Origin of the sequence: Aeromonas sp. ZOR0001, assembly GCF_000801015.1 — a bacterium.
Classification (GTDB): Bacteria; Pseudomonadota; Gammaproteobacteria; order Enterobacterales; family Aeromonadaceae; genus Aeromonas; species Aeromonas veronii.
In genome coordinates this window covers 40,409-53,938 of the sequence record NZ_JRJY01000008.1, presented here as the reverse complement: position 1 = coordinate 53,938, position 13,530 = coordinate 40,409, and the positions used below count along the sequence as shown (strand labels likewise).

Annotated in this window: 11 protein-coding genes; 3 read left to right on the top strand and 8 right to left on the bottom strand. The window is 60.6% G+C overall.

Going from position 1 to position 13,530, the window contains the following annotated elements:
* Positions 1-80 precede the first annotated feature (80 nt).
* The 5 genes from mshL to L972_RS01390 form a co-directional block, all read right to left on the bottom strand.
* Positions 81-1,754: a pilus (MSHA type) biogenesis protein MshL gene (gene mshL, locus L972_RS01410; protein ID WP_047434664.1), complete on the bottom strand. Its 1,674-nt coding sequence runs from the start codon at positions 1,752-1,754 to the stop codon at positions 81-83.
* A 70-nt stretch (positions 1,755-1,824) separates the two neighbouring features.
* Positions 1,825-2,154 carry a SctD/MshK family protein gene (locus L972_RS01405; protein ID WP_047434660.1) on the bottom strand — a complete coding sequence of 110 codons (330 nt, stop codon included), beginning with the start codon at positions 2,152-2,154 and terminating at the stop codon, positions 1,825-1,827.
* Positions 2,147-2,794, bottom strand: coding sequence for a hypothetical protein (locus L972_RS01400; protein ID WP_047434658.1), 648 nt, complete (start codon positions 2,792-2,794; stop codon positions 2,147-2,149). Before L972_RS01400 ends, L972_RS01405 begins: the two co-directional genes overlap by 8 nt.
* Positions 2,794-3,387 (bottom strand): PilN domain-containing protein, encoded by a 594-nt coding sequence (locus tag L972_RS01395; protein WP_005348605.1) that lies wholly within the window; start codon positions 3,385-3,387, stop codon positions 2,794-2,796. Before L972_RS01395 ends, L972_RS01400 begins: the two co-directional genes overlap by 1 nt.
* Positions 3,387-4,250: a hypothetical protein gene (locus L972_RS01390; RefSeq protein ID WP_047434655.1), complete on the bottom strand. Its 864-nt coding sequence runs from the start codon at positions 4,248-4,250 to the stop codon at positions 3,387-3,389. Before L972_RS01390 ends, L972_RS01395 begins: the two co-directional genes overlap by 1 nt.
* An 87-nt stretch (positions 4,251-4,337) precedes the next feature.
* Here L972_RS01390 and L972_RS01385 point away from each other — a divergent pair, with 87 nt between their 5' ends.
* Positions 4,338-5,261 carry a 1-aminocyclopropane-1-carboxylate deaminase/D-cysteine desulfhydrase gene (locus tag L972_RS01385; protein ID WP_052200013.1) on the top strand — a complete coding sequence of 308 codons (924 nt, stop codon included), beginning with the start codon at positions 4,338-4,340 and terminating at the stop codon, positions 5,259-5,261.
* Positions 5,262-5,337: 76 nt separating this feature from the next.
* On the opposite strand, the gene L972_RS01380 is transcribed toward L972_RS01385, so the two are convergent.
* On the bottom strand, positions 5,338-7,266 hold the full coding sequence (locus L972_RS01380) for an EAL domain-containing protein (RefSeq protein ID WP_047434652.1): 1,929 nt from the start codon (positions 7,264-7,266) through the stop codon (positions 5,338-5,340).
* Between the two features lie 505 nt (positions 7,267-7,771).
* Between L972_RS01380 and L972_RS01375 the strand changes: the two genes are divergently transcribed.
* Together L972_RS01375 and L972_RS01370 are read left to right on the top strand one after the other, a co-directional pair.
* A complete protein-coding gene (locus L972_RS01375; protein ID WP_047434649.1) occupies positions 7,772-9,298 on the top strand; it encodes an EAL domain-containing protein in 1,527 nt (508 codons plus the stop codon).
* A gap of 310 nt (positions 9,299-9,608) precedes the next feature.
* Positions 9,609-10,706 carry a calcium:proton antiporter gene (locus L972_RS01370; RefSeq protein ID WP_040069504.1) on the top strand — a complete coding sequence of 366 codons (1,098 nt, stop codon included), beginning with the start codon at positions 9,609-9,611 and terminating at the stop codon, positions 10,704-10,706.
* A 144-nt stretch (positions 10,707-10,850) separates the two neighbouring features.
* Here L972_RS01370 and hutH read toward each other — a convergent pair whose 3' ends face one another.
* Together hutH and hutU are read right to left on the bottom strand one after the other, a co-directional pair.
* A complete protein-coding gene (gene hutH / locus L972_RS01365) occupies positions 10,851-12,383 on the bottom strand; it encodes a histidine ammonia-lyase (RefSeq protein WP_047434645.1) in 1,533 nt (510 codons plus the stop codon).
* A gap of 4 nt (positions 12,384-12,387) precedes the next feature.
* On the bottom strand, positions 12,388-13,530 hold a 1,143-nt coding region (hutU, locus tag L972_RS20455; protein ID WP_047434792.1), incomplete at its 5' end, for a urocanate hydratase.

Here is a 13,530-nt window from a genome sequence, read left to right as displayed (position 1 = left end):
GCCACGGCAAGCAAGCAGCCTGTGCTGGCAAGGCAGCACAGGCCGTTCGGGATAAGGGTGACCGCATCTGGTGTCATGGGTCAGCCCTTGGCCGGATACCACTTGTCGAGCAGCTCGGAGGAGCGTTGCAGCTCGTTTTGCCAGGTATCTTTCTCCACCACGGTCGGTTTGAGCATGATCACCAGCTCCACCTTCTTGGTGCTCTCGCGACGATTGGTAAAGGCTTCACCCACCCAGGGGATATCCCCCAGCAACGGCACCTTGCTGACGATCTCCTGCTTGTCGGTCTTCATCAGGCCGCCGATAACGATGATGTCACCGTTATTGGCCTGCACCACGGTATCGGATTCGCGGATCGAGCTCTTGGCAAGCGGCAGTTGCAACTTGCCACCCGAGGTACCCATGTCGATCACCTTGTTTTGCTCTTCGGTATCGATAACCGAGGGATGGATATGCAGCAGCACCTTCCCCTCTTCATCGATCTGCGGCGTTACGTCCAGCGCTATACCGGAGAAGAAGGGGGTCAGCTCCACGTTAGGTGTCTTGTCTGTGCCCGTCGAGGTAGTGGTAATGGTGGTGGACGCATTGGTGACGTAATACTCGTCCGTCCCCACCTTGATCACCGCCTTCTGGTTGTTGGTCGCGGTGACACGGGGACTGGAGAGGGTATTCACATCACCCTGGGTCTTGAGCAGGTTAACCGCTACATTGAAGTTGCCATCAGAGATGGTAAAGCCAGCCCCCCCCCCGAGCGCAGTAAAGATCTGGTTGGGGGTGGAAGGCAACTGGGTATTGGCCAACGACTTGCCACCGGTAATCCCCTTGTTGCCATCCCAGCTGGCAGAGAGACCGCTCCAGTCCACCCCCTGCTCATACCCTTCATTGAGAGCAACTTCGATGATCCGCGCCTCCAGCACCACCTGCCGCTTGAGGTGACTCTCGGACTGGGTCAGGAATTCACGCACCGCCTTGAGCTCTTTCGGGTAGGCGCGAATGGTGACCAGACCTGCCTGCGGGCTGGTGATCACCGCGCGACCGTCACCCGTGCCAATCAGGGTCTGCAGAGAGTCGCGCAGATCAGTCCAGTAGTCGCTGTTGGTGTCGGTTTCGATACGGGTGCCGTTGTTGTTGTCACCGCTCGAGTTGTTGCTGGTTGAGCTGTTGCTGCCGCTGTTGTTGTTCGACGCACTGTCAAAACTGCTGTCGCTGCTGTTATTGCTGTCATTGGCCGTCACCCCGCCGGTGCTGACCGAGGTGCGGGAGAGGCCACGGCGGGACATCATCAGATAGTTGACCGGGATGGTTTCGGTGCGCAGACCCGCCGGATAGATATGGAAGACATTGCCCTTGCGCTGCACGTCGAAGCCGTACATGTCGCCCACCACCGCCAGCACCTCTGGCAGAGTCACATCCTTGAGCTCGACGGAGACCAGCCCGGCCACCCCGGGGTGAACCGCCACGCTGTAGCGGGAGCCCTTGAACAGGGAACCGAAAAACTCCACCGCCTCCACATCGTGAGCCGCGATACGCAGCCGCTTCTCCGGCATGCCGACCGGCATCTGCGGCCGGTTCAGCTGCAGCAATTCACTTTGCACCGATTTGGGCAAAGCGGTCAAAGGGGCAGCCTGTTTCTGCTGTTCGTTCATGGCCTGTTTGAGGGCATCCTTGGCCTGGGTCGGCTCGGGGTGCTGATACGTGGTACAGCCTGCAGCCATCATGGCCACGGAGATCAGACAGAGACGGTGTTTTTTCATGTAATTAGGGCACCCTGACTTGCAATTAAACTCGATAAAGCCGATTCACCTCTCGAGAGGCAAGCACGACTCAAACCCGGATCTTGCTGGCAAACAGTGTTACCGCATGGCGTTTTCCCGCCTTTTCCAGCACCACGGCATCGGCATTGATGGCCACCAGCGTATAGCCGTCCACCTGTTGTCCGACCCGATAACTCTTGCCATTGAGTACCGCCAGTGCCGGGCCATTGCCCAGCACGACACTCTGCAGCTTCGGCAAACCGGCATTGCTCTCGCCAGTTGCACGGGCGCCAACCGCCACATCAGCCAGTGGCGCGGTGGGATCCTGCAATACCTCGACCTGCTCCGCCTGTACCAGCAAGCTGAACAGGCAACAGCACAACGCAAATACTCTAGCCACGGATAAACTCCTTGCTGGTACTCAGGGTGTAGATCTCCATCTCCACCACCGCGCCGGGATAGGCTTTGACCTGATAGTCGAACTGCTTCCAGTAGAAGTGACGCGGCAAGGCTTCCAGCGCTTTAAGATATTGATACACATCGAAATAGCCGCCTTCAAGCTGAAGCCGGATACCATGCTTGTAGAGATTGACCTTCTGCTCTCCCGCCATCAGCGGGGTCGGCTCCAGCGAACTGAGGGCCAGCATGTGAAGGTTGGTGGAGCGGGAGAGCAGCGCCTCCAGCACCAGCGGCATCTCGTGCGCCGGGATCAGATCGACGGTCTGGGCCTTCAGCTCATCGTCGATCCGGGCCAGATCCGCCTCGACTTGCGCCAGCTGGTCGCGAACTCCCTGATTGGGATCCCGCTTGAGCCGTGCCTGTTTGCCGAGGTTTTCCAGCTCCATGATCTCGAGGTCGCGCTCGGCGGCGCTCAGGGCCATGCGATCCTGCTGCAGGCGGGTATCGGCGCCATCGAGCCAGCCGTAGAGTCCGGCCGCGCCCAGCAGCACCAGACCAGTCAGCAGGATCAACACCCGCTCCCGCTGGCTCAACACGGCGATACGCAGGCCCCATGCCTGCCATTGTGCTTTCAGGTTCATCAGGGTTTCTCCCGCGCAATGCCGCTCAACTGGAAGGTCAGACGACCCTCCTTGTCACGGCCGAGGGTCAGTTCACCAAACTCCTTGCCTACCAGACTCGGGGTCTGCTTGAAGCGGTTGACCCAGGCCGGTACATCCTGACTGCGTCCGGCAAAGCCGGAGAGGTTGATCCGCCCTTCGTTGATCTCGATGCGCTGCAACGAGAGGTTGCTGTTGCGAATGCGGGAGAGATCCGCCATCACGCTGGCATAGCCCTGGGATTTTTGCAGGGTCAGGCTGCCCAATTGGCGCATCAGCCCCTGCTTGGCCGTCAGCTCATCCTGCTTGTTGACCAGTTGCTGTTGCAGTCGGGGATCCGCCTGATGGCGCGCCAGCTCGGCATCGAGCCGCTGCGCCTCGCTGCGCTTGAGTTCCAGCTCGGCAGAGCGCTGCGCCAGCGCCCGGCTGACCTGCTGCTGTTGCCAGCTGTAACCGACACCCGTCAACAGGATCAGCAGCAGCGCAAAGCCCCATACCAGCGCCATCTGATTGAGGCTGGCCCACTGCCGCTTGGGGCGAAACTCGGCGCCATAGAGGTTTATCTGACGTTTCATCACGCATCCTCCCCGATGGCGGCTGCGTAGGCCGAGAGGTATTCGACGCCGGCCAGGATCGCCTTGTTGGCCATGGCGGAGACGGCAAAGCCGAAGGTCTGCTCCATGTGGCGCACCAGGGTACCGATAAAGGGCGAGGCGACGGCAAACTGCATCTGCCCCAGCTCGGGCAATTTCAGCTGGCCCGCCAGATAGTCGAGGGAGCGCTGGATCTCCAGCGCCAGTGAATCGAGCAGCATGCTGTCCGGCTCATGTTCGCCAGTCAGGCTGGTAAAACCGCGCAACTGGCGGGAGAAGCAGAGCCCGCCCTGATGGAAGACCAGCAGTTGCAGATCCTGCCCCTTGGGCTGCCACAGCAGCATGCGCACCGTCTCGTCAGCATCGTAGAGAGAGGTGAGCGCCAATTCGTCGCTGATGATGGATTGCAGGGTAGCGATGCCGTTGATGGCATCGGCCAGCTGTTGCACCCGGCTCTTGGGCAGGCAGATCACATTGATGCGCGGACGACCGGCAGGCGGGGTGGGCAAGTCCACATAATCCATCGCCAGTTGCAGCACGGGTTCGCTGACATAGTCCTTGATGGCCCAGGGAAGCGCCCCCGCCATCTCGGCGTCAGGCACGGCAGGCTTGTCGATCTGGATCTGTTGATAAAGGCTGGCGGCGAGGGCCACCCGCACCGTAGACTTGGCCAGCCCATGACGGCTGAACAGCTCGTTCATGGCCACTGCCCACTCCTGTGGGCCGTTGATGGTGCGCGTCGCGAAGACGGGGGGATTGCCCACCGCAGCCAGCATGATCCTGTCATTGGCCAGCAAGAGCCCGACCTGGCGGCTTGGCGTCGACCGTCTGAACAGTTGTTTCATGTAAGCCCGCCCATCAATAGTGATTAAATGTATGAAATATTAACATAAACAGCAGATTAGCCTCCAGATTAAAAGACGGACTCACCATTGCAAGCCATCCTTTCCGCCGAGCCAGAGGGTCAAGCCATCCTCCCTTCCCCCCTGCAACGCCTCCACCATCCGTTGCTGACCTGCTATGGCGTCGAGCTGTGGTGCAAGCGGGATGATCTGATCCATCCGGCCATCTCCGGCAACAAGTGGCGCAAGCTCAAATACCATCTGCTGCATGCCAAAGAGCACGGCAAACGGCACCTGCTCTCGTTTGGTGGCGCCTACTCCAATCATATCCACGCGCTGGCGGCAGCGGGGTGCCAATCTGGTCTTCGTACTACCGGTATCATACGGGGCGAATATGACGCCGTCAGTAACTCTACCCTGCGGGATGCCCGGCGCTGGGGCATGGATCTCGTTTTTGTCGACCGCCAGAGTTACCGGCGACGGCAGGATCCCGACTGGCTGGCCCAATTCGATGCACCCGATACCCTGATCGTGCCGGAAGGGGGTAGCAGCCCGCTGGCCATCCCCGGCGTGGCGGAACTGGTCGACGAAGTGCCCTTCTCGCCGGATCTCTGGGTACTGCCCTGCGCCAGCGGCGGCACTCTGGCGGGCCTGATCGCCGGCAAACGGGATCGGGAGCAGATCCTCGCCATTGCGGTACTGAAAGGAGGCGGCTTTATCGCTGACGAGGTGTGTCGCCTCCATCCCGCGGCTGCCAATATCCCCGGCTGGCGCATCGCGCTCGATCACCACGATGGTGGCTATGCCAAGTTCAGCCCGGCCCTCTGGCAGTGGGTGCAGGATTTCAGCGCCACAACCGACCTGCCCCTTGAGCCTATCTACAGCGGCAAGGCAATGTGGGGTCTGTTTCGCGAGCTGGCGGCGGGCCGTATCGCCCCCGGCAGCAAAATCGTCTTTATCCACACTGGCGGCATGCAAGGGCTCGCCGGTCTGCGGGAGCAGGGGCGACTGTGAGCCCCGCCTGACGGCAACCGCAAACAGCATCGCAAACAACAGAGGGTCGCCCCAAGGCGACCCTCTGTTGTTTATCTCAATCACCAGCCGGTTCCAGCACCAGCCGCTGGGGCTCGGCAAACCAGGGGCCCTGCCCGGCATGCACCCCGAGGTGGCGCAGCATCTTCCACTCGTCGCCACTCTCCACCCCCACTGCCAGCACCCGGGTACGGGTATTGGCGCAGCCGCCTACCAGACTGCGTACCGCCATCTGGTTGACCTGACGGGCATGGATCTCCCGCACCAGACTGGGGTGCAGCTTGAGGAAGTTGATCTCGAACTCCTTGATGTACTGGGTGCTCACCACATCCTGACCGGCATGATCGATGGCCAGCTGGCAGCCCAGCATCCGCAGGGAGCGCAGCGGCCGCTTGAGCGCCTCGAAGTGGCGGGTCACCTGGGATTCCGAGAGTTGCAGGATCAACCGCTCGTTGGTGCTACGCGGCAGCTGGAACAGGGCGAAGAAGAGCCAGCGCTGGAACTCGCGGTTTAGCAGGCTCTGGGCACTGAGGGTCAGGCTGATGGGGCAGCTCTGCTCGGAGCGCTGGCGCAGCAGGGCGAGAGTGCGCTCCGCCACCAACCGATCCAGTTGCAGCAACAAGCCCACCTTCTCCGCCATCGGCATGAAAATACCCGCCTGCAGGGCACGCCCCTGCTCGTCGTGCAGATAGGTGAGCAACTCCTGCTGCAGCACCACCTGCCCCCGATCCTGCTGGATCGGCTGGGTGTAAAATTCGATGCCGTGCTCTTCGAGACGGCGGCTGATCAGGGTGCGCCAGCGTACCGTGCCCTTGCTGCTCTGCTCTTCATCCAGCTGCTTCTCGTAGAGGAACCAGCCGTTGTGCCCCTGCAGACGAGCGCTCTTGAGGGCAAGCTCAGCCTCCTCCTGCACCTTGAGCAGGCTGTCTTGCGCCTGATAACAGACGGCGCCGAGATAGACCGCCGTCTCGGGGTTGACCTCCTGCGGCCAATGCAGCCGTTGCAGGCTCTTGAGCAGCTGGCTGGCGCTATCCACCATCTCGCTCTCGGACATATTGGGCAGCAACACCGCAAAAACCTGACCGGCGTAGCGGGCCTGCAGGGCGCCGTTATGCTTGCGCACGAAGGCACCTATGGTGGCGCTCGCCTCCATCATCAAATCGTGCCCCAGCAACTCGAACTGATCGGCCTCCAGCTCCTCCAGACAGGCGAGATCGATCAGCAGCACGCCGCCGCTCATCACGCTCGCCTCCATGATGGCGCTCTCCAGCCGGTTGTCGAAAAACAGCCGGTTGCCGATGCCGGTCATCTTGTCGACGAAGGCGTTGCTTCGAATGAAGTTGTCGAAGCGGCTGCGCTCCTTGCGGGCATCCGCCAGCTCGGCGAGCAGATGATCGAGGGCCTGACTGGCGGCCACCGGCCACTCTTCGGCGGGGTCATGACTCAGTTTGGAGAGTTTGTCATCGAGGATCAGCTGGGCACGAATGCCCAGCAGCTCGGCTCCGCGCAGCTGCTGGCGCAGCCAGCGGATGGAGTACCAGAGACCGAACACCACGATAAAGATGCCCAGCGATATGCCGGACATCGCCTTGATGGAGTATTCCGCTTCCTTGAAGGGGCGCTCCAGTTTGAAGTTGGCCTGCATGCCGGCCTGATGAGGCAGCGGGTGGCTGTATGGCACCAGCAGCTGCTCGTCGACCGGATTGCGCACATCGCGGAACCAGTAGACCCGCTGGTTATTCTGGCGCACCTCCAGCTCTACCACATGGGCAGCCCGCAGCAGGGTGGGCAGCCAGTGGCTCATATCCTCCATGTCGTGAGCAACATCGAGCTGCTTGTCGATCACTTCGACCAACGCATCGACCTTCTTTTGCTGCAACTCCATGCCCAGCTCGCGAAAGCTGAACACCCCGCCAATCAGCACGGTCGCCATGGCTGCAATCACGCAAAGGGTGATAAATGAGACAAGCTGTGTAGTGAGTTTCATGCGCCTTTCCGTATGCCCAGCATCATCCATGTCGCCTCATGGTAGCAGCGGCGATCGGGCCACAGCTATGGATGAAGATCCCGCTTCTGCAATTTAAGCGGGCAAGCATAACCCAAAGCAGAGGGAGAATACCAAGGATGACGGGCTGCAGACGCGGGAAAGGGGCGGGATGACAGACAGAAAAATGGTCCCTCAAAGGGGACCAAAAGGAACACTCATATCAAAACTAACACTCTGTGCTACTGACAAAAAACAGATACAGGAGTATTGAACACACGGTGAGTCAAACCGCAGGGCTACTCTAATGCAGTTCGGATAAGCTGAGCAATTGTCATTTATGACAGGTCAGCGATTGAATCTAGCCAAAGTTAATAATAAACACATTTAAAATCATGCAGTTAAAAAATCAATCAACAAGTGTGACAAGTCGGACTCAAATTGATTGCACTAATGCTCTATGATGGCTAAGTCCATTTGTGTCTCATGAAACTGGCAGGTACTTCCTTTGCGTAAATCACCCGTCTGGATCGCTCTGTTGCTGTTCGTCCTGCCTGTCGTGGGCAGCCAGTTTCTCGGCCTGTGGTTTGCCAAGCCGATGGCCTTTCATCTGCTGGAAGAGAAGGTTGCCGAGCTCAAGGGAGCCATGGCCGTACGCCACCGGGAGCTGGATGCCGCCATCAACAAACAACTGGCACAATTTGAGTTCAACTGCGGCGCCAAAGACATGGAGCTGCTGCGCGATCCGCGCTTCTACAGCGCTCATATCCGCCTGCAAGGGCTGGAGCTCGCCTCCGGCAACAGCTGCTCCAGCCTGGGGGTGGAGATCCCGCTGATCAAAGAGCTCCAGAATAGCGGGCAGAAGTTCGGCAAACTGGGGATCACCGCTACAGTGGCCAAATACAATACCGAACAGGAGCTGGTGGCCTTTTACCGATCCGGCGGCAACCTCGCCTACTGGGTGCTGGATAACAGCTGGAGCCACGACCTGCTGCAACACCCCTGCAGCCACTGCTTCTATCTGGAGTTCAGCCGACAGGATAACGATGCAAGCACAGTCCACTTTCCCCGTGGCGACAAGGAGATCAAACAGGAAGAGAGCAATATCAGCCTGAGTTTCTTCGATCCCAATGAACTCACCAAACAGACGGTCTGGGCGGGTAAAGCGCTGGAGCAATATGCCCATGACCAACTCAATCACTACGGTCTCTGGTTCGGTATCGCGCTCGGTGCCCTGTTAAGCGTCACATACTGGCTGCTGCGCAGCTATCGGCGCTCCCTCAAGGGACTGCTGCAAACAGGATTGATACGCAGGGAATTTATTCCCCTCTACCAACCGATAGTGGATGCCCGTACCCACCAAGTGGTGGGATTCGAGGCGCTGCTGCGCTGGCAGCGGGGAAGCGAGCTGATCCCCCCGGGCACCTTTATCGAATATGCAGAGGAACAGGGACTGATCCTGCCGATGACCGAACAGTTGCTGGAGCAGGTGATCACTGACCTGCCGCAGCTGGCACCGGAGCAGTGGGTCAGCGTCAATCTGGTGGCGGCCCATATCGAGCAGCCCCTGCTGCGCACCCTGCTCGCTCACAGCCAAAACCCCTCACCCACCCGGCTCACCTTCGAGCTGACGGAGCGCAAGCCGATCCTCGACATCAAGGCGGCCACCGAGGAGATCACCCTGCTGCAACAGATGGGGTATCACTTCAAGCTGGATGATTTTGGTACCGGCTACGGCGGCTTTGCCTACCTGCAGAGCCTGGGGATCCGCCAGATCAAGATCGACAAGATGTTCGTCGATACCATAGGCACCAACGACCTCAAACGCAGCGTACTGGATGCCATCATCGTCTTCGGTCGGGAATCGGGCATGGAGATGATCGCCGAAGGGGTCGAGAGCCAGTTGCAGGTCGACTATCTGAGCCAGCACGGCGTCTATCTGATCCAGGGATACTTCTTCGGCAAACCCATGCCGCTGAAGATACTGACCCATTGGCAACGGGAGTGGCAGTTACAACACCAGAAGGCCAGCTAACGCAGATATGGCAGGATCTGGCCGCGAAAAGGTTTGGCCAGCGGCTCGACATCATCAGGTTGATGCTGGCGGTAGCACCGTAACCCAGCCCGGCCATCAGGCGAGTAAATCCTCCTGCAGGCCCGGGCCCGGCTCAGTGGTGAAGTCGAACCACCTCCTGCCACCCCTTATTTACATTCAGCAACAAAATGATCTGCCCTGACGGGGATAACAACCTTTATCATAAGGAGCCGGTTATTGCGCAACCGATAACCGTGCAGCCTGTTTACGTCATCCGGTCGTCCAGACCCCCAATAGAGAACCATTGCCTATGAAGACAGTTATCCGGCAAGAGATTGCCCTGCCCGTTGGCCTGCTGACCCTGCTCTTTTTCAAGACCCTGGGCAGTGACCTGCTGACAGAGACAACTCCGCTCGGGATCTATCTTCCGGTTTCAGCGGCACTACTGGCCATCGTCACCTGGGCCATCTTCTCGGTGGTGCGCCACTCCGATGCCCTCGCCATCAAGCTGGGCGAGCCCTTCGGCACCCTGATCCTCACCCTCTCGGTCATCTCGCTGGAGGTGGTGATGATCTCCTCGGTGATGCTGACCGGCGAGCCCAACCCCACCATGGCCCGCGATACCATGTTTGCGGTAGTGATGCTGGTGAGTACCGGTCTGGTGGGCTTCACCCTGCTGTTTGGCGGCTGGCGCTACCACACCCAGAGCTTCAATCTGGACGGGGTCAAATCCTATCTGGTGGCCATCATCCCGCTGGCCCTGCTCTGTCTGGTGCTGCCCAACTTCACCGAGGGCGGTGCAATCGGCAGTATGTCGCGCGCCATGTCGTGGATGCTGATCATCATCTCGATCCTGCTCTACGGGGTCTTCCTGCTGATCCAGACCCGCAGCCACAGCCACTTCTTCGTCGACAGCGATCACGAGGATTATGAGGAGCACCACGGCCCGTTGCAGAGCAACGTCTATCACACCATCCTGCTGCTCGCCTACCTGCTGGTAGTGATCCTGCTGGCCAAGACTCTGGCCATCCCCATCAACTACGGGGTGCATGTGATGGAAGCGCCCGCCGCACTGGGCGGCTTTATCGTGGCCTGCATCGTGCTGGCCCCCGAAGCAGTCGGTGCCATCAAGGCCGCCTTCAACAACCAGCTGCAGCGGGCAATGAACCTCTACTTCGGCTCCGTGCTGGCCACCATCGCCCTCACCGTGCCTGCCGTGCTCTTTATCGGCTCCATGCTGGGTCAGGAGGTACGCCTCGGCCTCTCCCCCGCCGATATGGTGCTGCTGGTCACGACCTTGATGGTCTGTAAAGTGACCTTCAGCAGCGGCCGCACCAATGTGCTCCATGGTGCGACCCATCTGGTGTTGTTTGTGGTCTATCTGTTCCTGATGTTCGAACACGAATAACCGCGTTCAACCAACGTCAGAAACGCAAAGACCGCCCGATGGGCGGTCTTTTGTCATCTGCACCCGGATCTCACCGGCGCCAGTGAAGCGGCTTTCCCCTCATCCCCCACCCTTCTCCCGCCAGAGGAGAAGGGTGATCAAGGCTTACAGGCTGGGCAGCACCCCGGCCGGGATCAGATCGTTGTAGCTGGCACGGCCCAGCAGGGCGGCGGCCGCTTCGATGTCCGGCGCGAAGTACCTGTCCTTGTCGTAGAAGCTCACCTCTGCCCGCAGTCGCCCCTTGGCCAGCTCGATCAGCGCGGTACTGCGCAGCGGCGCGCGAAAATCGAGCCCCTGTGCCGCCGCCAGCAGTTCAACTGCCAGAATGCCGCGGGTGTTCTCGGCCATATCGGCAAGCCGGCGGCCAGCGAAGGTCGCCATGGAGACGTGATCCTCCTGATTGGCGGAAGTGGGCAGACTATCCACCGAGGCGGGATGGGCCAGGGTCTTGTTCTCGGAGGCCAGCGCCGCCGAGGTGACCTGAGCGATCATAAAGCCGGAGTTGACCCCGCCGTTGTTGACCAGAAACGCCGGCAGACCGGACATCCGAGAGTCGATCAGCAGCGCCATGCGCCGCTCGGAGAGGGAACCTATCTCGGCGATGGCCAGCGCCAGATTATCGGCGGCGAAGGCAACAGGTTCTGCGTGGAAGTTGCCGCCGGAGAGGATCTCCTCGTCATCGGCAAACACCAGCGGGTTGTCGGAGACCGCGTTGGCCTCGCACACCAGCACCTCGGCGGCGTGGCGGATCTGGGTCAGGCAGGCACCCATCACCTGCGGCTGGCAGCGCAAGGAGTAGGGATCCTGCACCTTCTCGCAGTTGTGATGGGACATGCCGATCTCGCTGCCATCCACCAGCAGGTGGCGATAGCAGGCGGCCGCATCGATCTGGCCACGCTGACCGCGCACTTCGTGGATGCGAGCATCGAACGGCCGACGGCTGCCAAGGGCGGCTTCCACACTCATGGCACCTATGGTGATGGCACCAGCGAACAGATCCTCGGCATGGAACAGCCCTTCCAGCGCGAAGGCGGTGCTCGCCTGAGTGCCGTTAAGCAGCGCCAATCCTTCTTTGGGTGCCAGCGCGATAGGCTCGAGCCCGGCAATTTTCAGCGCAATAGCAGCGTCGATCAGCTCGCCCTTGTGGCGAGCCTTGCCCTCCCCGATCAGCAGGCAGCTCATATGGGCCAGTGGCGCCAGATCGCCGGAGGCACCGACGGAGCCCTTCTTCGGCACCACCGGATAGACTTCAGCATTGATGAGGGTCATCAGGGCCTCAAGCACCGTCAGCCGGATGCCGGAGAAGCCCCGCGCCAGCGAGTTGAGTTTGAGCACCATCATCAACCGTACAGTAGCGTCATCCATGTACTCGCCAATCCCTGCCGCGTGGGAAAGCACGATGGAGCGCTGCAACTCGTCCAGCTGCTCCACCGGAATGCGGGTGTTGGCCAACAGGCCAAAACCGGTGTTGATGCCATACACCACCCGGTTCTGTTCGATCACCTTGGTAACCACGGCAGCTGAGGCGTGGATCCCCGGCAGCGCGGCCGGATCCAGTGAAACATGTACCGGCTCGCGGCTGACGCGGCGCAGGGTGGCAAGATCCAGCTCGCCCGGGGTAATAATCAATTCAAACATGGTGTTACACCTTTCCTTTGACACCGTTGGCGCCGTCAATCATCGGCAGATCCAGTTTCGCCTCATGGGCACAGTTGATGGCAATCTCGTAGCCGGCATCCGCGTGGCGCATCACCCCGGTGGCCGGATCGTTGCGCAGCACCCGACCGACGCGGCGGGCAGCGTCATCGGAGCCGTCACAGACGATCACCACGCCGGAGTGCTGGGAGAAGCCCATGCCGACCCCGCCGCCGTGGTGCAGCGACACCCAGGTCGCGCCACCAGCGGTGTTGAGCAGGGCGTTGAGCAGCGGCCAGTCGGAGACGGCATCGGAGCCATCCATCATCGACTCGGTCTCGCGGTTCGGGCTCGCCACCGAGCCGGAATCCAGATGGTCGCGGCCAATGACGATGGGGGCTTTCAGCTCGCCGTTTTTCACCATCTCGTTGAAGGCCAGACCGAGCCGCACCCGATCCTTGACCCCGACCCAGCAGATCCGCGCCGGCAGCCCCTGAAACGCGATGCGCTCGCGGGCCATGTCGAGCCAGTTGTGCAGGTGAGGATCATCGGGGATCAGCTCTTTCACCTTCTGATCTGTCTTGTAGATATCTTCCGAATCGCCGGATAGGGCCACCCAGCGGAACGGCCCAATCCCCTCGCAGAACAGCGGGCGAATATAGGCGGGGACGAAGCCGGGGAAGTCGAAGGCGTTCGCCACCCCCTCCTCCAGCGCCATCTGACGGATGTTGTTGCCGTAATCGAGAGTCGCCGCGCCGCGCTCTTGCAGGGTAAGCATCGCCTCCACCTGACGGGCCATGGAGCGACGGGCGGCCAGATTAACCTCCTGCGGGGCACTCTGCTGCAGCTCGCGCCACTTGGCCACGCTCCAGCCCTGCGGCAGGTAGCCGTGCACCGGGTCGTGGGCGGAGGTCTGGTCGGTCACCACATCCGGTGTGATGCCCCGGGCCACCAGCTCGGCGAAGACGTCGGCGGCGTTGCCGAGCAGGCCGACGGAGACGGCTGTGCCGCTCTGCTTGGCCTCTTCGACCATGGCCAGCGCCTCATCCAGGCTGTGAGCCTTCTTGTCCACATAGCGGGTGCGCAGACGAAAATCGATGCGGGTCTCGTCGCATTCCACCGCGATCATCGAGAAGCCAGCCATGGTGGC

Excerpts from the sequence above, each read along its gene's own strand:
- L972_RS01370 (WP_040069504.1), top strand. The coding sequence starts at position 9,609 with ATGAAGACAGTTATCCGGCAAGAGATTGCCCTGCCCGTTGGCCTGCTG.
- L972_RS01380 (WP_047434652.1), bottom strand. The coding sequence starts at position 7,266 with ATGAAACTCACTACACAGCTTGTCTCATTTATCACCCTTTGCGTGATT.
- L972_RS01395 (WP_005348605.1), bottom strand. The coding sequence starts at position 3,387 with ATGAAACGTCAGATAAACCTCTATGGCGCCGAGTTTCGCCCCAAGCGG.
- hutH (WP_047434645.1), bottom strand. The coding sequence starts at position 12,383 with ATGTTTGAATTGATTATTACCCCGGGCGAGCTGGATCTTGCCACCCTG.
- L972_RS01390 (WP_047434655.1), bottom strand. The coding sequence starts at position 4,250 with ATGAAACAACTGTTCAGACGGTCGACGCCAAGCCGCCAGGTCGGGCTC.
- L972_RS01400 (WP_047434658.1), bottom strand. The coding sequence starts at position 2,794 with ATGAACCTGAAAGCACAATGGCAGGCATGGGGCCTGCGTATCGCCGTG.
- mshL (WP_047434664.1), bottom strand. The coding sequence starts at position 1,754 with ATGAAAAAACACCGTCTCTGTCTGATCTCCGTGGCCATGATGGCTGCA.